Source organism: Butyrivibrio sp. X503, assembly GCF_003625475.1.
GTDB lineage: Bacteria > Bacillota > Clostridia > Lachnospirales > Lachnospiraceae > Butyrivibrio.
The window spans coordinates 380632-402639 of record NZ_RAIQ01000003.1; the positions used below are offsets into that span (position 1 = coordinate 380632).

23 protein-coding genes and 1 pseudogene are annotated in these 22008 nt (G+C 40.7%); 2 read left to right on the forward strand and 22 right to left on the reverse strand.

Annotation, left to right across the window (positions count from 1 at the left end; translation table 11 throughout):
• Window position 1: 1 nt before the first annotated feature.
• A complete protein-coding gene (locus D6853_RS07145; protein ID WP_120657339.1) occupies window positions 2-1522 on the reverse strand; it encodes a PP2C family protein-serine/threonine phosphatase in 1521 nt (506 codons plus the stop codon).
• Between the two features lie 183 nt (window positions 1523-1705).
• Between D6853_RS07145 and D6853_RS07150 the strand changes: the two genes are divergently transcribed.
• Window positions 1706-3205 carry an alanine/glycine:cation symporter family protein gene (locus tag D6853_RS07150; protein ID WP_120657340.1) on the forward strand — a complete coding sequence of 500 codons (1500 nt, stop codon included), beginning with the start codon at window positions 1706-1708 and terminating at the stop codon, window positions 3203-3205.
• A 68-nt stretch (window positions 3206-3273) separates the two neighbouring features.
• Here the strand turns inward: D6853_RS07150 and D6853_RS07155 are convergent, their stop codons facing one another.
• The 4 genes from D6853_RS07155 to D6853_RS07170 all read right to left on the reverse strand — a co-directional run bounded on the left by D6853_RS07155 (window position 3274) and on the right by D6853_RS07170 (window position 7137).
• The gene (locus D6853_RS07155) at window positions 3274-3924 is read right to left on the reverse strand and encodes a class I SAM-dependent methyltransferase (RefSeq protein ID WP_120657341.1); all 651 of its coding nucleotides are present in this window, start codon (window positions 3922-3924) and stop codon (window positions 3274-3276) included.
• Between the two features lie 56 nt (window positions 3925-3980).
• Complete coding sequence (locus D6853_RS07160; RefSeq protein ID WP_120657342.1) at window positions 3981-5288, reverse strand: GGDEF domain-containing protein; 1308 nt, start codon at window positions 5286-5288, stop codon at window positions 3981-3983.
• A gap of 113 nt (window positions 5289-5401) precedes the next feature.
• Entirely contained in the window at window positions 5402-6253 is an 852-nt protein-coding gene (locus tag D6853_RS07165) for a class I SAM-dependent methyltransferase (RefSeq protein WP_120657343.1), read from the reverse strand.
• A gap of 65 nt (window positions 6254-6318) precedes the next feature.
• Window positions 6319-7137: an EFR1 family ferrodoxin gene (locus D6853_RS07170; RefSeq protein ID WP_120657344.1), complete on the reverse strand. Its 819-nt coding sequence runs from the start codon at window positions 7135-7137 to the stop codon at window positions 6319-6321.
• Between the two features lie 151 nt (window positions 7138-7288).
• On the opposite strand from D6853_RS07170, the gene D6853_RS07175 reads away from it, so the two are divergent.
• Window positions 7289-7840: a TetR/AcrR family transcriptional regulator gene (locus D6853_RS07175; protein WP_120657345.1), complete on the forward strand. Its 552-nt coding sequence runs from the start codon at window positions 7289-7291 to the stop codon at window positions 7838-7840.
• A 3-nt stretch (window positions 7841-7843) separates the two neighbouring features.
• Here the strand turns inward: D6853_RS07175 and D6853_RS15400 are convergent, their stop codons facing one another.
• The 17 genes and pseudogenes from D6853_RS15400 to rpsI form a co-directional block, all read right to left on the reverse strand.
• Window positions 7844-8008 (reverse strand): hypothetical protein, encoded by a 165-nt coding sequence (locus D6853_RS15400; protein WP_199713007.1) that lies wholly within the window; start codon window positions 8006-8008, stop codon window positions 7844-7846.
• 451 nt (window positions 8009-8459) lie between these two features.
• A complete protein-coding gene (locus tag D6853_RS07180) occupies window positions 8460-8912 on the reverse strand; it encodes a GNAT family N-acetyltransferase (protein ID WP_330541795.1) in 453 nt (150 codons plus the stop codon).
• A gap of 76 nt (window positions 8913-8988) precedes the next feature.
• On the reverse strand, window positions 8989-9585 hold the full coding sequence (locus D6853_RS07185; protein WP_120657347.1) for an NAD(P)H-dependent oxidoreductase: 597 nt from the start codon (window positions 9583-9585) through the stop codon (window positions 8989-8991).
• Window positions 9586-9663: 78 nt separating this feature from the next.
• Window positions 9664-9963: a hypothetical protein gene (locus tag D6853_RS07190; RefSeq protein WP_120657348.1), complete on the reverse strand. Its 300-nt coding sequence runs from the start codon at window positions 9961-9963 to the stop codon at window positions 9664-9666.
• A gap of 32 nt (window positions 9964-9995) precedes the next feature.
• Complete coding sequence (locus tag D6853_RS07195) at window positions 9996-10478, reverse strand: GNAT family N-acetyltransferase (RefSeq protein ID WP_120657349.1); 483 nt, start codon at window positions 10476-10478, stop codon at window positions 9996-9998.
• 42 nt (window positions 10479-10520) lie between these two features.
• A pseudogene (locus D6853_RS07200) lies at window positions 10521-10760 on the reverse strand (tyrosine-type recombinase/integrase); the annotation flags it as partial.
• Window positions 10747-11847: a Fic family protein gene (locus D6853_RS07205; RefSeq protein ID WP_330541800.1), complete on the reverse strand. Its 1101-nt coding sequence runs from the start codon at window positions 11845-11847 to the stop codon at window positions 10747-10749. The gene D6853_RS07205 and the pseudogene D6853_RS07200, both read right to left, overlap by 14 nt.
• 246 nt (window positions 11848-12093) lie before the next feature.
• The gene (locus tag D6853_RS07210; RefSeq protein ID WP_120657351.1) at window positions 12094-13026 is read right to left on the reverse strand and encodes a M14 family metallopeptidase; all 933 of its coding nucleotides are present in this window, start codon (window positions 13024-13026) and stop codon (window positions 12094-12096) included.
• Window positions 13026-14000 carry a M14 family metallopeptidase gene (locus D6853_RS07215; protein WP_120657352.1) on the reverse strand — a complete coding sequence of 325 codons (975 nt, stop codon included), beginning with the start codon at window positions 13998-14000 and terminating at the stop codon, window positions 13026-13028. The genes D6853_RS07210 and D6853_RS07215 overlap by 1 nt, the downstream gene beginning before the upstream one ends.
• Window positions 13993-14688 (reverse strand): transglutaminase-like domain-containing protein, encoded by a 696-nt coding sequence (locus tag D6853_RS07220; RefSeq protein WP_158588691.1) that lies wholly within the window; start codon window positions 14686-14688, stop codon window positions 13993-13995. The genes D6853_RS07215 and D6853_RS07220 overlap by 8 nt, the downstream gene beginning before the upstream one ends.
• Window positions 14689-14783: 95 nt before the next feature.
• Window positions 14784-15458: an alpha-E domain-containing protein gene (locus D6853_RS07225; RefSeq protein ID WP_120657354.1), complete on the reverse strand. Its 675-nt coding sequence runs from the start codon at window positions 15456-15458 to the stop codon at window positions 14784-14786.
• The gene (locus D6853_RS07230) at window positions 15440-16798 is read right to left on the reverse strand and encodes a circularly permuted type 2 ATP-grasp protein (protein ID WP_330541802.1); all 1359 of its coding nucleotides are present in this window, start codon (window positions 16796-16798) and stop codon (window positions 15440-15442) included. Before D6853_RS07230 ends, D6853_RS07225 begins: the two co-directional genes overlap by 19 nt.
• A 404-nt stretch (window positions 16799-17202) precedes the next feature.
• Window positions 17203-18192: a guanosine polyphosphate pyrophosphohydrolase gene (locus tag D6853_RS07235; RefSeq protein WP_120657355.1), complete on the reverse strand. Its 990-nt coding sequence runs from the start codon at window positions 18190-18192 to the stop codon at window positions 17203-17205.
• Window positions 18193-18222: 30 nt separating this feature from the next.
• On the reverse strand, window positions 18223-20166 hold the full coding sequence (locus D6853_RS07240; protein WP_120657356.1) for an NAD(+) synthase: 1944 nt from the start codon (window positions 20164-20166) through the stop codon (window positions 18223-18225).
• A complete protein-coding gene (locus D6853_RS15625; protein WP_120657357.1) occupies window positions 20163-20318 on the reverse strand; it encodes a gamma-glutamyl-gamma-aminobutyrate hydrolase family protein in 156 nt (51 codons plus the stop codon). Before D6853_RS15625 ends, D6853_RS07240 begins: the two co-directional genes overlap by 4 nt.
• A gap of 371 nt (window positions 20319-20689) precedes the next feature.
• Window positions 20690-21298: a hypothetical protein gene (locus D6853_RS07250; RefSeq protein ID WP_243108313.1), complete on the reverse strand. Its 609-nt coding sequence runs from the start codon at window positions 21296-21298 to the stop codon at window positions 20690-20692.
• A gap of 294 nt (window positions 21299-21592) precedes the next feature.
• Window positions 21593-21991, reverse strand: coding sequence for a 30S ribosomal protein S9 (gene rpsI, locus D6853_RS07255; RefSeq protein ID WP_092247147.1), 399 nt, complete (start codon window positions 21989-21991; stop codon window positions 21593-21595).
• Window positions 21992-22008: the final 17 nt, after the last annotated feature.

Here is a 22008-nt window from a genome sequence, read left to right on the forward strand (position 1 = left end):
ATCATTTCCCGTAATATGTCATGTATAGCATGGTTATGTCGTCAAGCTGCTCAGCACCGCCCACATATTCATCGATGCCGACCATGACGTTTTCAATGGCGACCTTGGGATTGGCCACAGGGAATCTGTTCATTATCTCAAGCATTCGGTCATTTCCAAGAAGCTCATTGCCCTCATTAATGGCCTCCGGGAATCCGTTCGTATAGACGAATATGCTGTCTCCTGGTTCCATCTTGAAATTGTGCGGAACAAACTTGGTATATTCCATTACCGCCACAGGAAGTGAATGCTTATATTTTACAAATTCATACTCGCCGCCTGCATGCCTTATAACCGGATGCTTGTGTCCTGCATTGACAGATATACTCTCACCGCTGGAAAGATCGATAACTCCGATCCACACCGTCACAAAGAAGCCCATCTTATTGTCTTCGCACAGCCTGTTATTTACCTCATATAAAGTATCAGCGGGAGACATACCCGAAGTAAGAGCATTCTTTATAAGTTTTTTTGCCATCATCATAAACAATGCCGCCGGTATGCCTTTTCCGGAAACATCTGCAATGGCCAGTCCAAGGTGATCCTCGTCAATCATAAAATAATCATAGAAGTCGCCGCCCACCTCTTTAGCAGGCTTCATGTATGCGTACAGATCAAAATCTTTTCTCTCGGGCATATACGGATAAACCTTTGGCATGGCATCTTCCTGTATTTCCGCAGCAAGTGCCATATCTCTGGATGCCGCCACCATCTCACGGCCCTCGGAAACGTTGAGAATGCAGTACATAAGCATCAAGGCAATCATAAATAATGCAGGTCCGAGCGAAAGTCCGTATACAACAATAGTTATAATGCCAACAAGCATCGGAGCCAGCACATACATAAAAAATGCAAGAACCTGATATCTTTCAAGGAGCTTACGCTCAAGAACAACCACTACAAGCGCAGCTATAACGGTGAAATAGGAATAGACCATAGAGATCGGATAGAGCGCGCTTCTTGCATAGACGCCGTCTTGCCCGACAGTAAAATAGATTCCGGTAAAAATATTTATGATCCTGACCGCAATGGCCACATAGGCGCCGATACTGACGATCAAAAAGAGCTTTTTTACCAGATTTTTTCTAATTTTCAAATATGTCATCGTGTACATCCAAAAGAGCAGTGCCTCTATAGGAGCACACAGATAGTACAATGTATTGTCCAAAATATTGAGGTATCTGAGAGACGGGATTCCGTCAACAAGCCATGCACAGCCGTCCGTAAAGAGTTGAATAAACACAACATTAATAAGGGCCATCATGTACTTTATATCAGCACCCGTCTTTTGAAGGTCGATAAGGCAACAGACATAGAGAGTACAGCCCAACATCATTCCCACAAAGTCCGCGCCGATATTGATAAGATATATCGGTCTGAGCGTGTTTATCCCTCTGTAGAAAACAAGCTGAGCCATTACCAAAGTCAAAACAAAATATAGAATTGATACGACTATTAACCTTTTCTTTTTTGATTTGCTCATATTATCATTATATCGTATATTGTTTTGATGAATTATTAAATTTTTCTGTTCTTTTTGTATTGAGTATGATAATATAAGTTATTGAAACGACGGTGTTTCATGGATAACATGAGGCACCGTTTTTGTTTTATACGGTTAATGCCCCTCTATATGGGCAAAAATATCTTTTTTACCGGAGGTTGTATGAACAGTTTTTTATCATCAGTTGAACAGATAAACAGTGCCGTTAACGGCTTTGTTTGGGGACTACCCATGCTGGTTCTTTTGGTCGGCACGGGAATACTTATGACCGTCCTTACACGTTTTTTCCAGGTGAGTCACTTTAAGCACTGGGTAAAAAACACTATCGGCGGAATATTTAAGGATAAAAAAGTAACGGCGCACACGGGAAGTGAAGACACTCAGATCTCACAGTTCCAGAGCCTTTGTACCGCTCTTGCCGCTACTATCGGAACAGGTAACATCGCAGGTGTTGCAGCAGCCATCGTTTCGGGCGGCCCGGGAGCCATTTTCTGGATGTGGGTCGTTGCTTTCTTTGGAATGATGACGAATTATTCGGAGAACGTACTCGGAATTTTCTATCGCCGCAGAAACAGCAGAAATGAATGGTGCGGCGGAGCTATGTATTACTTAAAGGACGGACTCGGATCCAAGAAGGGATGCAGACATATAGGAACAGCTCTTGCGTTTATGTTCAGTTTCTTTTGCGTATTTGCCTCATTCGGCATCGGTAACATGAGCCAGATCAACTCGATCGCGCTTAACATGCACAGCGCATTCGGCATTCCCACTTTGATAAGCGGAATCGTACTTATGGCACTTGCGGGCATGGTTATCGTCGGCGGCCTTAAGAGAATCGCATCCGTAACGGAAAAGCTCGTTCCCTTCATGGCTGTTATATATATCGTCGGTGCACTCATCGTATGCATCTGCAACGTTGATCAGTTCGGAGCCGTTTTCTCAGCAATATTCCGCGGCGCTTTCGGATTTAAAGCTGTCGGCGGCGGCATCGTGGGAAGCGGTGTTGCAATGGCAATGCAGTGGGGAATGAAGCGAGGCGTCTTTTCCAATGAGGCGGGTCTTGGTTCTTCCGTAATGGTTCACTCAAGCTCAAACGTAAGAGAGCCCGTTGTTCAGGGAATGTGGGGCATCTTCGAGGTATTTGCCGACACCATCATCGTCTGCACGATCACTGCATTTGCGGTTCTTTCAAGCGGACTTGTTGATCTTAATACAGGAAAAGTGCTTTCGGAGCAGGTTTCCACAGCTCTTGTTGCAGAAGCTTTTTCAACGATATTCGGAAGATTCGGCTCGGCGTTCATCGCGATCGCAATCCTGTTCTTTGCTTTCTCAACAGTACTTGGCTGGAGCCAGTACGGAAGCAAGGGCTTTGAATATCTCTTCGGCACCAAGAGCACCAAGTTATATCAGATCATTTTCGTAATATTCATCCTGATCGGCGCAACCATGGATCTTACGCTCGCTTGGGATCTTTCGGATACACTTAACGGCCTTATGGCTATCCCGAACCTTATCGGTGTGATCGCGCTCAGCGGCACGGTTGTTAAGATAACCAAGAACTACGTAGACAGAAAGCTTAGACACAAAAACGTTAAGCCTATGCTCTCTGCCATCGGCAAGATTCAGGAGATCCACGAAAGCGAGATTGAGTCGGCTTCTTGATTCTTCGCAATAATCGAATACATAATAAAAAGCCTCAATCTTCAGGTATTTGAAGATTGAGGCTTATTTTATTTGCTTGCTTTAAGCGTATATGTTTTATCCCAGTTCTTGAGAACTTCCACAGAAGAAAAGCCTGCTGCCAGAAGAGCCTCTTTTTCGTGCTCCACCGTAAGCGGCGTATCGAAGTGATAGAATTCGCCATCCGGAAGATTAAGCTCTTTTCTGATCTTAAGAAGCTCCTGCCTTAGTGAAGCCTCTTCCTCATCAGACTTTGAAAAGCAATCCGTAAGGATGAAATATCCCTTGGAAGTCAGCGCTTTGCATAATCTCGTATACAGCGGTATCTTCTCCTCTTTGGTGAAATGGTGCAGCGATTCAACCGATACGGCTGCGTCATATTTATCTTCACCAAACGGCTCATCAAAATATGAACCGCATATCAGTGTAATATCTTTACCGGGAAATTTGGCTTTTAGCGCATCAAGCATCGACTTTGTGAGGTCGATTCCCGTAACCTTGGCGCCGGGATTCATTTCAAAAAATTCTTCAAGCTCAAGGCCCGTTCCGCAGCCAAGATCAAGTACGTTCGCTCCTTCCGGCTTTGGCAAAAGCGATGCCGTGTAACCGTAGAATATATCAGCACCTTCTATATTGCTCTTCATGTGCTCGTCATATCCGTCAACGCGAGCAGTGAAGAAATTGTCCATTTTTTCAAGCATTGTTCATCCTGTCCTTTTGTGTCTTAATATTTTGTCTTTATTCTTATATCTTTTTCTTATACCAATGTGACAGTATTTCTGCCGTTTTCTTTTGACAGATACATTGCCTTGTCCATGCGGTCAAATGCATCTTCAAAAGTATCCTCGTCTTTAACCTGCGTCACCCCGATAGAGCATGTCACATGCCTGATCTTCGGAAATTCCGTAGCTTCAACTTTTTTCCGTAGTTCATCGGCGATTGTATACAGCTCATCTCCGGTTTTGTTGTTGTAAACTATTACAAACTCTTCGCCGCCCCATCTGCCGACAGCTGCTTCTTTCTCAGCCACAAAGTCTTTTAACAGATCTGCAAGTGACTTAAGCACAGTATCTCCGGCGGAATGTCCGTAAGTGTCGTTGATTTTTTTGAAAAAATCAAGATCAAGCATCATCATTGCTACGTTTATGCCACTTCGATGGTACTTATCTATGCTGTTATTTATCTCAGCCTTTATACTGCCCTGATTTAGGAGCTCCGTAAGAGTGTCGTTCTGGGCGAGCTTCTCGTACTTCTTAAGCTCAGACATAAGCTGCATTGAAGAATCGTGAATATTCTGCACCATGAACACAAATCTGAAATCCTCTTCGGTACTTGTCATAGCTCTGCTGAAGATCAGTTTTACCCATATATACTTGCCTTCGAGGTTCTGCATCTGGCAGTCAAAAGAGGTCGTGCGGCCGCGATCGAGATGTGTTCTCAAATATTCGGGATCCGTGATCTTAAGGAACTGCTCCTTATCCTCAGGCCAGATCATGTTCACCGTCATCATGCGCCAGTCGGAATACTTAATATCCGCGTTTATAACTTCTTCCGAAACCTCTGTGACACTTATGCTGCTGGTCGTATCGTTAACAAGGTCAACATACATGGAAAAAAGAAATGTATTCTGGATCGTAGTGTTTACCTTACCGGAAGTCATGTACTCCTGAACGTATTCATCGTACAGTTCATCCATGATGTAAACATACTTCGTTGTATCTTTTATCGGATAAACAGTCATCTGAAGGACGGTAGGCGTATCGCTCCCCTTCGGATAAACCTTTATCTTCCTACTGTACTTACCTTTGAATTTGCCATAGTAAGACACAAAGGCATTGTATTCTTCCGATACCTTCTCATTGGATTTAGCGATATGGAACCAGAGCTTTTGAATAAGATCGTCATAGCTTCCGGTCTCTTCTACGAAATCCGCAAAATCATTATTGCGCGCAAGAACTCTGTACTTATTGACCGCCGTATCTGCAAGGATCACGATAGCCACATTCTCCTGCAATAATCCAAAAATGTCTAGTAACGTGTAGTTCTCCAATGATTTATCCGACATACTATTCACCCGCTCGTCCATGAAGTTGTTTGGTGTATATATTATCAGTTTAATTATACTTTTGTGCTTATTATTTAGTCAATTTATGTATTACTCTCTCCTTTAATAAATCGTCAGTTCTTTCTAATGTACCAGCTATAGCCGCTAAAGATAAGTCCCCTATCTTTATTATCAAATATGGGCAAAAGAGATTTCGTCATCCACTCTTTTGCTTCTTCTGCGCTGATTGTTCCGCTCTCAATCTGCGTATTCACATTAGACTGGATCAGCATGAAATCAACGAATTCCTCAATTGTAAAAGAATAAACCATGTCATATTCGGTCTGTTTTTCCATGGTAAAGCCTTTGGGAAGGTCTTCCTGCGTCCACTTATTTTCTTTTCTTGGAGGCTTGGGAAACCTAGTCAGATACTCATCGTTGTACCAGTGAGTGTATGCATCGCTTTCAGCGGTTTGTGAGACCTCGGCTCCGCTTTCGGGCTTTGGGGAAACATTCAGTCCGCTCTCGGGCATTATATGCTTCGCCATGCGATTCGTTATTCCAAAATCGTAGATGACTAAAAGTCCTCCGTCTTCCATGACATCTGACATATTTGCCATAAATATCTTTTCATCGACCCAGTTTATGCAACCTGCGGCAGTCACGATATCATACTTTTCTTCGGGAAGTCTTGTCTCTTCTGCTTTGGCAGTGTAGAAGGCGTATGCATTGTTATCTCCGTACAGTTTTTTGCACGCTTCTACCATAGCATCCGCGATATCGGTTCCTGTTACTTTATCACAGATAAGCTTTAACGCCTTGGTTGAAAGTCCCGCGCCGCAACCGACGTCCAGACCATTCTTGAATATATGGTCCGGTGCAATATCGCAATCTCTTTTTAATTGTTCTATTACTGACTTGTGAAGCCATGGCCTCTTGGTATATCCCATAGCTATACGTTTTGAATCAAAAGATTTGCTGTTCATTGTTATTCTCTTTCCTTTTCTTAAGCATTTCTTCTATATGTCATCAGATTATCTTTTATGGTCCATTATACCATCAGGTCACGTGCATTGATATGCGGGTTGTGATAACGCTTTCTTTTATCGGGTAAACTAAGCAGCTTTGTCATAAGTGTTCCTAATTCATCATATGCTTTAGGTCTTTTGAACTGTATCGCTTTGGTGGGGCAATAGACCACGCAAGCGTTGCAACCGTTACAATTATGATTCCATTTAGGGCGACCGTCTTCGATCACAATATTCTTATTAGGACACACCTTCTCGCAGGTTGAGCAGCCGATGCATCTTTTGTCTGTAAAAAAGCCTTTGTCGTATTCATGCTCAATATTAAGATACGGAACCATAAGCTTTGGGAACAGTTTTCGTGTTATGAAAGACATATGCGGATACTTTCTGAATTTCATTTCCGATATCTCGCGTGCTGTCTTTAGCATATTTTTTTCCATCAAAGGAAGCATGAGCTTTTCAGGCGGAAAAGGCGGATACGCTATGCACTGGCTTGCGACGCACCTGATCGCACGGGAATAGCTCAGATGAGCACCTTTCGTAGAAAGAATATCCTCGACAGTTTCAAATGCTTTTCCGTGAACAGCTATGTACGTGGCCACCATAAAAATATAGGCATTGGGGTTTACGGAAAGCCCAGAGATAAACTCTTTCATCCTTCCGGGTATGTCCCATTCGTAAACCGGGCAGACAAAGCCGATAATGTCTGCATCCTCAGCGCTGTATCCCGAAGGATCTTTTCTCACATTGACAATGGTGGTGTCTTTAAGTACCTCTGCTATTACTTTTGCTGCACGCAAGCTGTTTCCCGTTCCGCTGAAGCAGTAAATGATTTTTTTCATGATTATCCTCCTTTATGAGTGACATCTGTATTTCCATTATCCTTTTCTAGAGGTAACACTTGTAACCTCTTCGAGAGTATTATAGAATTATGATGTAGCTCGTATCAATAGAAATAGCTAATGTGTCACACATTCGGGAGATCTGTTACTTATGAATAATACAAACGGAATTATTGCAGAACGTTCTAAGAAAACTATCGCAAATGCTATGCTCAAGGTTATGAAGATATATGATTACAGGGAGATCACAGTGACTCAGATCACGCAGGAAGCTGAAGTTTCCAGAAAGACTTTCTACCGTCATTTCCGTGATAAGGATGAAGTCCTAAAGCACCTGTTTGATTCACTATATAAAGAATGCGTATCAACAATAAAGGACAACGAATTACACCATTACTGGGACGTTGTCCAATGCTTTTTTGATTTTTGGGAAAGTCATGCCAAAATTCTGAACCTGATGAAGCAGAGCAATCTGCTCCCGCAACTGTTTGAGGAGTCCTACGAAAGATCTTTTGAAGTATTCCGTTCCGTGAAATCGGCAGACCTCTCAGAGCAGTACAAGGCTGAACTCCCGTATCTTCTCGCGTACAGCTTGGGCGGAATGAATTCCATGCTCATCAAATGGATAGAAAACGGAATGTATATTCCTTCATCGAAACTGATATCCTGCCTTCGTGAAGGATTCAGTTCAGAAATGCTGTGAGTATTATAGTTTGTACGTTTCTGAAGCCAGGTCCTTTTGTTCCATAAATGACCTGGCATTCATATTGTGTTCTGTATTGAAAAGCTTATGATCATCCGAATTTCCTGCAAACAGCTCTTTAACATAGTCGATTGCATCACTGATTATCGTATCTTGTCCCGTTACCATGATTTATCTCCATTTATAATAAGGATTCTATTTAACTTACCAGCGCAACAAACTAGAAGTTGTCGGGATGTCTGGCCGGGAGTATAGCCTTTATCTGAACTTATTATTTCCTCTGGCCATGGGCAGTTTTCAATGCTTTTCTCGAATAATTGACTAAGGTGGGTTTTTTCATGTGTTTTAGTCAATAATTTCTCCGTATTTCTCGAGCTCCAAAAGGAGAGATTTGACTAAATCGCCATTTTTCAAGGCATTTAGTCAATTTTTTTGATTCCCGTAAGAAGAAAATTTGACTAAATCAGAGAGTTTTCATTGTTTTAGTCAATTTTCGCGTTTTTCAAATAATGACAGGGCTAAGTCAACGCCTCTCGTCACAAAGCGTAACACTAGCAGATACACGTCAGCTCCACAAACTTCGATTTGTCATACTCATTTATATTTAAAGTTAATACTTTTATTTTCCGTCATTCATATTTCTCCTTAAAAGAACAAGATATTCGGTAGTGCCTTCTTCCAGCTTCTTTTCTCCTGTAACGTCAAACCCATTTCTTTCATAGAAACGTATTGCCTTTGTATTTCTTTCCAGTGTCCAAAGATGATCAGCTTCGTGTTTATTCACGGCATATTCCAGCAACTGAGTACCTATAGACGCATTTTGAAGGATGGGCTCAACAAATAGCCGAGCTATATATGTTCCTTCAATCTTTATAAACCCTTTGACAACCCCGTCATCATATACATACAAACTGTCAAGCTCAGTTTCATAGTTTTTCATGAGCGACGGAACCTGTAATTCCGCAAAATAATATTCATCGCTTTGAAATATTGGATAGAAATACAGGCGGTAGTTAAATATCTGTATTTCTGCGATACGTGATAAATCTTTTTTCTCAGCTTTGCGAATCATTTCCATACTCCAATACCTTTCATCTTTACAAACCGTAATTGTCGTACTCATTTATATTGCGAGATAAAAGGCTACCTTATCTTAATCCTTTCGCCAAATCATATGCCCTTTGCGAAAATGTTTCGATTCTTTCTTCTCTATTTATATCATTACCATAGCCTCTGGTCATTTCGTCAAATGCATATACTTCGCAATTTTTTGCCCTGTTACGAATTCGGTCACCAGCCATAACAGTCTTCATAGCTTCAAGTTGTTGCAACCTGATATCATCCTTTAATGAGCCTCCCATTGTGATAAGAAACACGGCTTTTTCCAAGGTTTTCATCGAAGGTTTATCTCCATAGGCAAAGCCATATGTCCATACCCTCTGGAACCATCCCTCAAGCATAGCCGGAGAAGCCGTCCAAAAATCTGGATAAATAAAAACAACAATGTCGGCCGAATTAATCTTCGCCTGCTCATTAAGAATGTCTTTCTCTACAGGATCTTTCAATCGATAAAATCCTTCTCTAATGTATTCACTTTCTGACATGACTGGATTAAATCCCTGTGCATACAAATCAGAGACCTCATAAGAGTGCCCTGCATCCTCGAGCCCTCGTATAAAGGATTCCTTTATCGTATGTGTAAAACTGTTTTTACTTGGATGACAATATACAACTAATACTTTCATAACATCTCCATCGTACATATAATTCAAATATAGTTTGGTAAACCTGAAAAGATTATGCTCTTTTCATTACCATTCTGACTATTGAGACAGGAGTGCCAAGAGTCCATTCCTTTTTGCATCCGGCAGATCTTCATCTCTCGATGAACTATAAACTGCAAATCCTACGACTTTATCTCCATCCTTAGCTACAAGGGTATTGTCCGGGAAATTCCTGGCACGTGCTGTTGTAGCCTCTACAGTCATCGTATCAAGATATCTGTCGCATACTATGCCTCTATAGGCTTCCTGCCATGAAGTACAGTGGACATATCCTCTTCCGCACAACTCATCATCAGTTTCAGCTGATTTGATAACTATTGAATCGTTTATTTCTTCCATACAATCCTCATTTAAATAAAAATATATAAAGCTTAAAGTTCCTTTTTCATATAACCGCATGTAAATGGGAAAAAGTCAAATTTATGAGTTCCAACATGTACTGCCCCCGCTTTTTCATACCATTCACGCAGCATGACATTTTCCTCAACAATACCAATATTCATCACATTGCAACCAAGCTCTTTCGCCATACTAAAAGCATGGTCAATCAGCTTTTTCCCTATACCTTTATGCCGATAATCCGGTAAGACCGCAACATTATTCAATTCGCACTCGTTATTCTCCTGAATCAGCAAAGAATAATACCCGCAAAGAACTCCGTCATCCTCAAAGACATACATGGGGCGATGTTCTCCGTCCATATGCCACATTAATCTCTCTTCGGTTGTTGCAAATGCAGTAAATCTCGGTGCATTCTCTTCCGTAAATCCAAATTCATCTGCCACGGTCAAAAAAGCTTTCTTTATAAGGCTTACACATTCCGAAATTTCTTCCCTTTTTACTTCTCTGATCATTTGTTTCCTGCTCCATTAAAAGTTATTTCTTGATCGTAAAGTTTACCCCCCATTGATGGTATGTATCAAAAAGAACGGAACTGCCACACCAACCATTGCTAGTGTGGTGTCAATTTTCTCATGTCCCAGAAGCTTCTGTACCTGTTCGATAGGCATTCCTCTGTCGATTGCTGTCGTGGCCATTGTTCGCCTGAATTTATGTGGATGAACATGATTCACTTCGCATTGCTCCCCCATCTTTCTGAGCATAATCTCAACTCCGCCCGCCTTAAGTCTTCGATACACTGTCAGCTCTTGCGTATAAAGTATTTCTTCCGGCTCCAATACGAATAAGCGTGCCGTCGTCAACAAGTTTTTTTAATGCGGATTCAACAGAAGAACTACCCAAACTCGGGCAGGATACCAAAACCTCCTGTTTGGAAAACTTCCCAATTCTCTCGCTAACGTACGCCTTCACTATGTCATATGAAGTACTTTTGGTTCCGGCCCTTTCTACAACAGTGATCCTATCTTCAAACTCTCGATAGCAGGAAAGTATCACTCCAAGCATATATTTTATAAACGGCTTCGGATCGTTCTTTTCTTCGTGCCAGCCTTTATCTGCTTTCTGCAAAGCATCATAGTAGGACTCTTTTGTTTCGGCAATCGCTTTTTCTATACTGATATACTGCCCAACAAAATAACCGCTTCTATATAACAAAAGAAGCGTCAGTAGTCTGCTCATTCTTCCATTACCATCGTTAAAAGGATGAATACACAGGAAATCTAAAATAAAACATGGAATTAGAATTAGCTCGTCTACTAATTCCTTACCCAAAGCATTCTCGTAATTCTCACATATCATATTGATAGCATCAGGCGTTTCATATGGTTCAAGTGGTTTGAAAAGTACTACCTTTTCTCCATTTCCAAGCATCATATCTATTTCGTTTGGCGTCGTTTTAAACTGACCACCATACGAATAATTTGTATATTTCAACAGATCCCTGTGCATCTGAAGAATATAATTGCTCCTAACAGGCAACATATCATAGTTTTCATGGACAAGATTAAGAACATTTCTATACCCCAATATTTCTTCTTCGTCTCTGTTTTTCGGAGTGGTTTTATCTGCCACAAGCTGTTTTAAGCGCGCCCCTGTAGTAATGATGCCCTCAATTCGATTGGAAGCTTCAGTGCTTTGTATTTTTGCTATTTCTATAAGGCGCTCCAATTCTACAGGTTTCTGCCGGAGAAAGAGTTCCTGTTTTCCTTTATATTCATGAATCTTTGAGATATACGATATAATTTCGTTATCCCACGTCCTATCGGCAAGTTTTGAATAATCAAATTCTCTCATCCGATCCTTTTTCTCCTTTCTCCCAAGCATTTTATTATTCTCCCAAATTATAATAGATATTGGGAGAAACATCAATAACTTTGGGAGAAAAACTGCTCGTTGTCATAGCACATTATTTTAAAAGATAATTGTCGTACTCATTTATATTGCGAGATAATCGGTATATACAATTCTGACACAATTCCTATCAAAACCTATTTCCTTCTATTTTATCAGCGTTATATCGTATGTTGTATTCTTGTTTTTAGCATCTACTACAACAAGAATACAACCTCTTTACCAGCCTCCCGGTATAAGCTTAAATAAGGCGGTGTTTTTGTATGCCATTGGACTGTCATATTCAAACGCTACTACAGCATCTGTTGTAGCTGTTATTGTTTGTATAATCTCTGCTGTATATGGGTCGATTATGTATGCCAATACCTGTCCCTGCATTACGTTATCCCCAGCCTTTACCATGGGATCAAGGATTCCTGCTGCATTTGCTCTTATACTTATAAACTTGTCACTTTCAACAACTTTAGATGAAAAACCGGCAAATCCCTGATATTCTATTATTCCTTCTTTTGCAAGAAAGGTAAGTATCGCGTTAACTCCCTGTCTGGCGCTTATCTTGTCGATTTTTTCCGTACTTGAAGTATATATTGAAAATGCATCTGTTTCCCATATCTGCCAGTTGTAGTTTAGCGTTGCCGTATCGAAAGGCCTTGGATTATGGAGAACAACAAAGGGTAAACCAAATTTCTTCGCCAGTTCAACTTTTTCATTTCCTGTTTTCATCATTCTGATCTGAGGCACAAAATGTCCCGGCATATAGAAGGATGCAAACTGTATTCCATATTTATAGTCTTTTATATTTTCAAAAATCCCTGCCGCTATTCTCTGTGTTGTCTCGCCTTTATCATAGCCGGGAAACATTCTGTTTATGTCGGTATTATCTATGCTCCAAAAACGCTTCTTAATGTTTACAGAGTAGGGATTACAGCATGGAATGACCATCAGTGTATGGCCATCCTTAATTTTCCCTTCCACTTCAAGTTTTTTTAACTTTTTGACCAAAAGACTACATGAATAAATCTGCTGATATTCATTCCCCCTCATGCTTCCAAGTATGCAGACAGACTTTCCCCCACTTCCAAATTCGTAGCCTTTTACTCTGAAATCATCCCTATATAAACCTTTAAATGAGTATATTATTGTTTCTTTCATTAGCTTTCCCCATTAAGAACTTTTTCCCGGAGTATTCTTCCCATAAGCGATCCCTCTTCCACAACAGGATACTCTCTTACTGTAAATATCATCCCATTCTCCGGAGCTTTGATATCTGCCAGCACATCGCCGGAAAGAGGATCTATTATTTTTCCAACGGATTCTCCACTTCTAACAATAGCTCCATGCTCCTTCTCCTTCATGTATATACCTGAGCATGGCGCATTAAGATAACAGACATCATCTCCGTCTGCATCGTAAGCTACTATTGCTTCTTTGGTTTTGGGAACTTCTCCTTCCCATATCCCTAATTCGCTCATAATAGAAATGATTCCATCCGCTAATTGTTCTCCATAATCTGGTGTAATCCGCATTCCAACCCCCATCTCAACAACAAGTGTGTTGGTTCCCCTGCTGTTAAGTGAATAAGCCAAAGTTGACTCAAGAACCGTACTAGCACCGTGCACCCAGATAAGATCCATATTGGCCTTTTTTGCGATTGGAACTAGTTCCTTTTCGCTTTTCTCATTAATTCTGATCTGCGGAATCTCAGTGAGAAAAATATTGCTGGCGTGAATATCAATGACCAGATCCGCACCTTCTAATTCTTTTACAATCATAGAAGCAGTAAATTCATTCATATCACCGTCAAAGTTCCCCGGAAAAATCCGGTTCATATCAAGGTCAAAAGCAGGTATTCCTCTGGTTATGGAATCTATTCCAAAAGGATTCATTGCCGGGTATATATCTACTATGCCTTTAAGGCTCAGCGAATCCCTACGTATTCTTCTGGCAATTTCGTAGCAAACATACTGTCCTTCAAGCTCATCTCCATGTATGCCGGTAACAATGCAGATCCGCTTGCCGATGTTTTCTCCCGAAGGTTCTATTCTGTGCCTTTTTATAACAAATTCCTCATCAACAGGAAGCGGAAATCTCACTACATCCTCGATGTTTTCAATTAGTTCACTCATCCAAAACCTCTTCAACAATTACTTTTATTTCCTGCAGTTGTGTAACGTTCCCTGTAAAAATCCCCTGATTCACCAGACAGTCCGAAAAATCTCTTCCATTAGATATTTTGATATATTCATCATTTACCAGTTTCATATTTGTCGGATCAAATCCTATCCATTTTTTATCATCCCATATCTCTACCCAGGCATGAGAACTGCCCTCTCCCATCATCATGCCAGTAACATATCTGCAGGGAATCTTTTCCATTCTGCAAAGCGATAACATGATGTGGGCATAATCCTGGCATACCCCTGCTCCCTCTGAAAAAGCTTCTTCTGCAGTTGTCTCCATACCAGTACAGCCCTGAACATATTGAAAAGAATCACTTAATCTCTTCATAATATGCAAGGCTTTTTCTGTGGAAGAATGAATCTTGTGCAACCCCAAAGCATCATAAAAGCTGTAAATCTTGCTGCCTGGTCTTGTTATAGAGGTCTGATATCTGTACATGCCAACCTGGTGCAGTTCCTTAGATTTCTCATAATCTGAAAGTCCTGTGGTCGCAATACCTGTTATGTCAAATCCAAAACTGTTATGATACTCATTGGTATAACCAAAAAGCGTTATATTTCCGTAAGAATCAATGTTTTCACTTGTTATGTTATCTGGGTAAACACTGACTGCCATTTTCTCAATACGCTGCATGTCCGTATCATGAGGTATGCACTTTAGCGTAAAACGGTGATTATTTACAGCCCCACTAAATGACAGCTTCATATGATACCCATATTTTAGCGTTTTCACGAATTATCACCCACCAGTTTTTCAACAGATTCAATAAGTGTCTCATAGGGGAGTTCATCAAGCTGAACCAGATAATTAACATGAGCAAGTATCTTGGGACTATATCTCATGGTGCTCTTATCAATCCTATTTGTTAAACGCCTTGCTTCCCTTCTGATTCTTTCAGATGGCTCTTTTAGCCTTGCATAGAGATCTATTCTCTCGACTAACTTTCCCACTCTTATCATGTTTCTTATTGACGATTCGTCTATAGCATCATCTGCCATTCCCCAGAAAGCTGCTATATTATCTGTCACCTTCTGAAGCCCGATAAGCGGTGCTTTTGAGATAGCTGCCTGATTCATTGCATAGACGGCCAGCTGTATATACGAAAGCGTGTCACTTCCTATTTCTTCCCTAAGAACAATGGCGTTATCATATGCTCTCATCAGATTGGAAATAATAGAGTTCTCATCCTCTAATGAAAAACAATATCTTTTACTAAAGTCCTCTTTGGATTTATATACATTAGGAATATCCTGACTCTCGCAAAAAGCCTTATACTCCAGATCATCCACATCGATCATTGAGTCAAATCTGGCTTCAAAAATCCTTATGGTGGAATACACTCTTTCTGTGTACCTTCCAAGCCAATATAACCTGTCCGTGTTTTCTACTGAGATAATACCCATGTATCCTTAAATCCTCCTCCCTGCGAAGAATTAACAATAAACGAATCCGGATTTCTCGAAAATCTGGTAAGCCCGCTTTTCCAAACCATTGGCTCGTCTGCCATAAGAACAAAAGCCCTAAGATCCGCCTTTCTTGGAAGGAGCTGACCCTTCTCAATTATGTCAATATCAAGGAAATCAATGACCTCCTGTGCAATGAACCTTCTTGGCTCAGCCTTAAGCATTTCAATGAATTTTCCCTTTTCTTCCCTGGTCATCTTGTTACCAAAAACTACGCCATAGCCTCCTGCCTCAGCCACATCCTTTAAAACCAGATCATCGAAATGCTCCAGAACATACTTCATATCTTCTTCATAGTAGGGAAGATATGTCGGAGCGTTGCTAAGTATAGGTTCTTCTCCCAGATAATAGCTGATCATCTTGGGAACAAAATAATAGATTCCTTTATCATCAGCAACTCCATTACCCGGAGCATTTATAAGTGCAACATTTCCTTTCCTGTAAATATCAAAAATATGAGGAATGCCTATCACCGACTCTCTGTTGAAGTTCATAGGATCTAAGTACTCATCGGAAATCCGTCTGTAGACTGCACCAACTTTCTCTTTTCTTCCTGAATAATCAATGAAGTACAAATGGTCATTCTCCACGATCAGCTCACTTCCGGAAACTAAATGTGCGCCTGTCTTTTCTGCAAGATAGGAATGCTCAAAATATGCAGCGTTATAACGTCCCGGAGTCAGTATTACAGTATGACCTCCAACACTTACGTGATCCATGGTCCGTCTTAACAGCTCAGCATAATTCCTGTTGTCTTCAATATGTTTTCCTTTAAAAAGGTCTGGTGAACTTCTCCTTGATATCTCTCTTGCAATCATTGGGTAAGATGCACCTGAAGGAATTCGAAGATTGTCTTCTAAAATGTACCATTCTCCGTTCTTACCCTGCACAAGATCGATTCCTGAAATATGTGAATAAATACCTTTCGGAGGTCTTATCCCTTCGCACTGCGACAAATACCCACTGCCAGCATATATAAATTCCTCAGGAACAACGCCGTCTTTCACAATCCTCTTTTCGCCATAGATGTCTTCAATAAAAAGATTCAACGCTGTAACTCTTTGTTTCAGCCCCTTTTCAAGATATCCAAATTCCTTATTGTCTATGACCCTGGGAATCATATCAAATGGAAAAAGCTGTTCTTTAAATTCGTTATTCTTATAAATACCGAACTTAACCCCGTACCGCGCCAGCTGCTCGTTAACATCACCGGCTCCAAGATACAGCTCCATATCTTCAACTCGTCCTTTTTTTCCAAAAATATCTGTATATGATGTCATACCTCTGCTTCCTCCCCTGAAGTATTTCGATCATCTGATCGCATTTCCTTGAAATATATGTGGAAAATGAACTAAGCTTGTTTTCATCTATTTTACAAATACACTCCTTGCTATATCACATAAAATATATCCAGATAATGATATGCCAGTTCTTCAGCCTCTTCCCGGACAAAAATGGCGCCTCGGTATAAACCGAAGCGCCATTGCTCCAAAGTTCTTGTAAGATAGGTAAATGAAAAAGAAAAAGTAAAAGGCGCTCTGAAACACTAAGTGAATCAAAACGCCTTTGTTTGTATACAAGTATACGGATACGGAATAAAAAAGACAATTGTTATATTTCTACAAAGATTTCCTAAAATCATCGATAGCTGTATTTATTATTACCAAGAATAAGACTCCTTCTATTAATCAATTACATCATTTTGAAATCTGGACAAGTGCTCAAATGGAAGAATCAACCGCCCTCTGTATAATCCACATCCATCGTTAATCAGACTGTTATTAATTGCGCCAAACATATTTACATCTACCTTTGAAAGCTCTAGCTGTTGGAGCAACATTCCTCTTTCGAAGGCTTCATCAAAAAAGATACATTCTCCCTGAGGAATCTTGTTTCTTTTAGCTCGCTCTTTTTGCTGCCTTTTTTCATATCCCAGATGATTAGCAGGCCCTATTTCAGCGTAATCATCCATGCCTTTTGTACGAAGCTGTACTTCAACATAGCTACGGGACTCATTGTCATAGAGAGTAATATGAAGAGATTCATAACCATAGGGGCTGGGATTAATGATATAGTCTTTAAAATATGGCCTCACAGATTCTTTTAACATATCTGATGAATCTGCGCTATTTGTAGTCGACATTTCCGGACTGAAACCTCGCTGTTCAAGAAAATCAGGAAGTATATTGGCTATCTCATAAAGGTACTTAAGTTCTATTTCTTTTCTCTCATCAGGATTATTCACATGACACTTTGGCATGGAAATAACTATTCTGTATGCGATAAGGTCCCGAAAACGCTCTATCTTCCCCTTTACCTGCGCTGTATCAGGAAATGTTCCATTTTCCTTGTAGTAATTATAAATTGTCTCAACTATGTAAGCATTAAACTTCTCTTCAGCTCTTATTAAGGACTTTATCCGTCCCTTGAAAGTAAACGCCAGCTGCGGATATTGTCTGGTCATATACTTATAGAGTTCCCTGATTCTCTGGGACTGTGAGGTAAGAAAGTCGTTGTGAACAAGTAGTTCCTCCATGCGTATAAGAAAATTGCTATGAAGCATATCTACAGTATTCCCGGTTTTTATGGACGACTCCTTTAAATCTTTCGAATACATCTGAATTATCTTGAGAACAGTATCACCATTGTAAAGGTAGTCATTTAGCGTAACCATATAACGTTGCCTCCCCTCTTCTAATATCAGTTACTTCAAATCTTCCAGCCACATAGCCACTGACGCATCACTAGGCATTCTCCAGTCACCTCTTGGAGAAAGGGTTACAGAACCAACCTTTGGACCATCTGGTAGACAACTTCTCTTGAACTGCTGAGAGAAGAACCGCTTAAAGAAATTCCTTCCTGTCATTATTGCGTCATCATATTTTAGCTCGGGATAAGCTTTTAACATATATGCAGCCGCTCTCGATGGTTCGAACCCATAACGAAGCGTATAAAAAAGCAAAAAGTCATTAAGATCGTATTTACCTATTTTTTCCTCCGTCAACTGAGCTATACATCCATCACTGTTAGGGGTTAATTCCGGAGTAATCGGAGTCTCACAGATGGAAATAAGTACATCTTTAAGATCTTTATCTCCACACATAAACGCATAAGTACTGCATATGTATTTCACTAAAGTCTTAGGAACCGATGCATTTACAGCATACATTGACATATGATCTCCGTTATATGTGCACCATCCAAGGGCTAATTCCGATAAATCTCCAGTTCCCACAACCAGGGCATTTTTCATGTTTGCAGCATCCATCAGAATATAGGTACGCATTCTGGCCTGTGCATTTTCGTAAGTGACATCACCTTCACCCTGATAGCTATCACTATGTCCCAATTGATGCAAATGCAGCTTAACACTTTCTTCTATTGGAACTTCATGAATCTCATCTGCGAGAAGTCTCATCATACGATTGGCATTATCATATGTCAGTTCCGAAGTATTACCTTTGTTCGGCATTGTATAAGCAATAATACAGATATCCGAAACAATCTTTTTTGCTTCAGCGCATACTATAAGCGCCAATGTAGAATCCAGGCCTCCTGAAATGCCAATCACTAAGTTCTTAATACCAGTTGCCCTGACTCGTGTTGCAAGTCCATTGGCCTGAATCTGAAGAATTCGCCTGCATCTGATATCTCTTATGCCATCATCTGCAGGAACAAATGGATTTCTGGAAACAGGATAATCATATTTCTTAAGAATGTTTGCCATTTGTGCTATATTTGCTTCCGGTCCGCCTATCGGTCTTATGTTTGTCTGCACCCTTCTATAGCATAACGTAGCATTGTTCTCAAAAGTACTCTGCCTCCTTCTGTCATGCATAATACTACCTATATCGATTAGTGCAGTCTCAGCATGAGGATACTCAGGAAATATGGATTCTCTCAGAACATTCCCGCTTTGAGTTATCAGGGCATGCCCTGAAAAGACCATATCAGTGCTGCTTTCACCGGTTCCGGCGGCAGAATATACATAAGCGCAATAACATGCACCACTTTGCTGTGATACCAGTGCCCTTCGATAATCCTGTTTTCCAATCAGTTCGTCTGAAGCTGAGAGATTTGCGATGATATTGGCCCCAGCCAGAGCTGCATGTGTACTTGGTTTATCAGGAATCCACAAATCTTCACATATCTCAACTCCAAGAATTGCTCCGGTCATAGTATCTTCAGCAAGAATATCTACACCAAAGGGTATCTCATTTCCGTCAAGTTCTATAGTTTGCCCAATTATTTCCCGTCCTGACGAAAACCATCTTCCCTCATAAAACTCGGAATAATTAGGAATAAACGTCTTTGGAATCAGCGCCTTAATGCTTCCGCCAGAGAGTACAGGAGCACAATTGTACAATTTATTTACATATCTTATCGGAGTACCTAATACAACAGTATTTCCTGTACCTTCAGTCTCTTTTGCAATCATAAAAATGGCAGCTTCTGACTTCTCAAGTAGCAAATCATTCAGAAAAAGATCCCCGCAGGAATACCCTGTCACAGACAGTTCCGGGAATACAATTACTCCACAGTCTGCATGATCTTTCACTATTTCAATAATCTGATCCATGTTGTACTTTATATCACCGACTTTTATATCCGGCACGGCGGCCGCAAGCTGTATTATATTATTTTTCATAATTTTGAATTCTCCGCGTATATGTCATTATTTCGTAACTGTATCCCTCTGCATATTCCTAATATAGGAATATACTTTTCTAATGCTTGTTTAAGCAATTCTTGTTCCATGCCATCTCTACGACCACATGGAATAACTGAACTGCAAACCATTTTCTCTCCATACAAAAAGGCAAAGGTACCATATTTTTCAGCGCCTTTGCCTAACTCATATAATATCACATTTTGTCATAATATAAACATATGTGTCATCCGAGATACTTATTATGTGCCATCTTGACATTACTCTGCTTCACATAGAATATCGGTATTGTTTCTATATATAAAAAACAGCTTCCCAGCATTGTGAGCTGAGAAGCCGCGTTTACATCATCATTCCAAATTATACTTCAAACCAACGATGGAAGTTTGCACTTATCCATCTTGAGTTGGCGCGTATAATTCAAAGATAAAATTCCGAGATAACTTCCGATCAGTAATCCAGACAGATTTGAATTCGCCGCCAAGTGACAGGTATCGTATTTTCATTCGTTTCTAAAATGAAGAAATGAAAGTATTCCGACGGGCAGAAAATATACACACCATACAACAAGAGCAAGCCTTCCACCGATTCCGTTGCTGCCAGAGGTCATTCTTACGAACATTCCCGTAATCGGCATAAACGTGCAGCTGAAGTAGAATACTCCGTGTATCATCAGCAACGCTCTGAGCCACTTATCCGTCTTGGTCTTCGGCTTCATTGACAGTCCCGTGAAAAAGGTTGAAAGAGCCATCATACCGTAGCCGAGCAAGTCGTAGTTAAAGATAAGCCCGAACTTGCCGAATTCTAACAGCTTTGCCGCCTGTTCGGTCAGTTGTTCGTTGTTTACCGTTGTCAGTTGTGCAAAGTAAACCAGCATAATAAAAGTGCCGTATATCGCCGCAAGAATCAAACCAGTATTCGCAGCGACTTTGCGGTCGTTTTCACATTCGTTGTGAAGACCTGCCGTCATCATAATAAACCCAATCGGCAGGATAAGGCACACAAAGTAATATCCCATAGGATAGTTGATTATCAAAAACAGTGCAAACAGAAAAACTGTCACCGTCACTATCCACGAGCCCAATTTTGCTATTGTTTTGTTCAGATTCATTTACTCTTTCTCCTAAATTTCGATTTGCATATATATACCTTACGCTATAATCAATAATTTATAGTATACGTATTTCCTCTATCCTCTTCAATTATAGATAAAAGAAAAACCCCAGAAACACTGAGCACAACAAGGCACCTCGATTCCGCCATGCCGACAGACTCGGAACCGCTTCGCTTGTTCCTCGTTGTCGCGGCATTCGCCGTATGCTTGAAAAAAAAGACATCCCAGCTTGGATGCAAGCATCCATCTGGAATGTCTTTTTTACAAGCGCATGGCTCATTGCTACGCGCATTATCTCTTTGAAAACTGAGGTGCTCTTCTCGCTTTCTTGAGACCGTATTTCTTTCTTTCCTTCATACGAGGGTCTCTTGTAAGGTATCCGGCCTTCTTAAGTACAGGTCTGTACTCATCTGAATCAGCCTGAAGAAGTGCTCTTGAGATACCGTGTCTGATAGCACCGGCCTGGCCTGTTGTGCCACCGCCTCTAACTGTTACTACAACGTCGAACTTCTCTGTTGTCTCTGTAGCAACGAGGGGCTGTCTAACGATAACCTTGAGTGTCTCAAGTCCGAAATACTCATCGATAGGTCTCTTGTTGATTGTTATATTTCCATTTCCGGATACGAGGTAAACTCTTGCGATTGACTTCTTTCTTCTACCTGTTCCGTAGTAATTAGATGACTTTGCCATTTCTTATATTCTCCTCT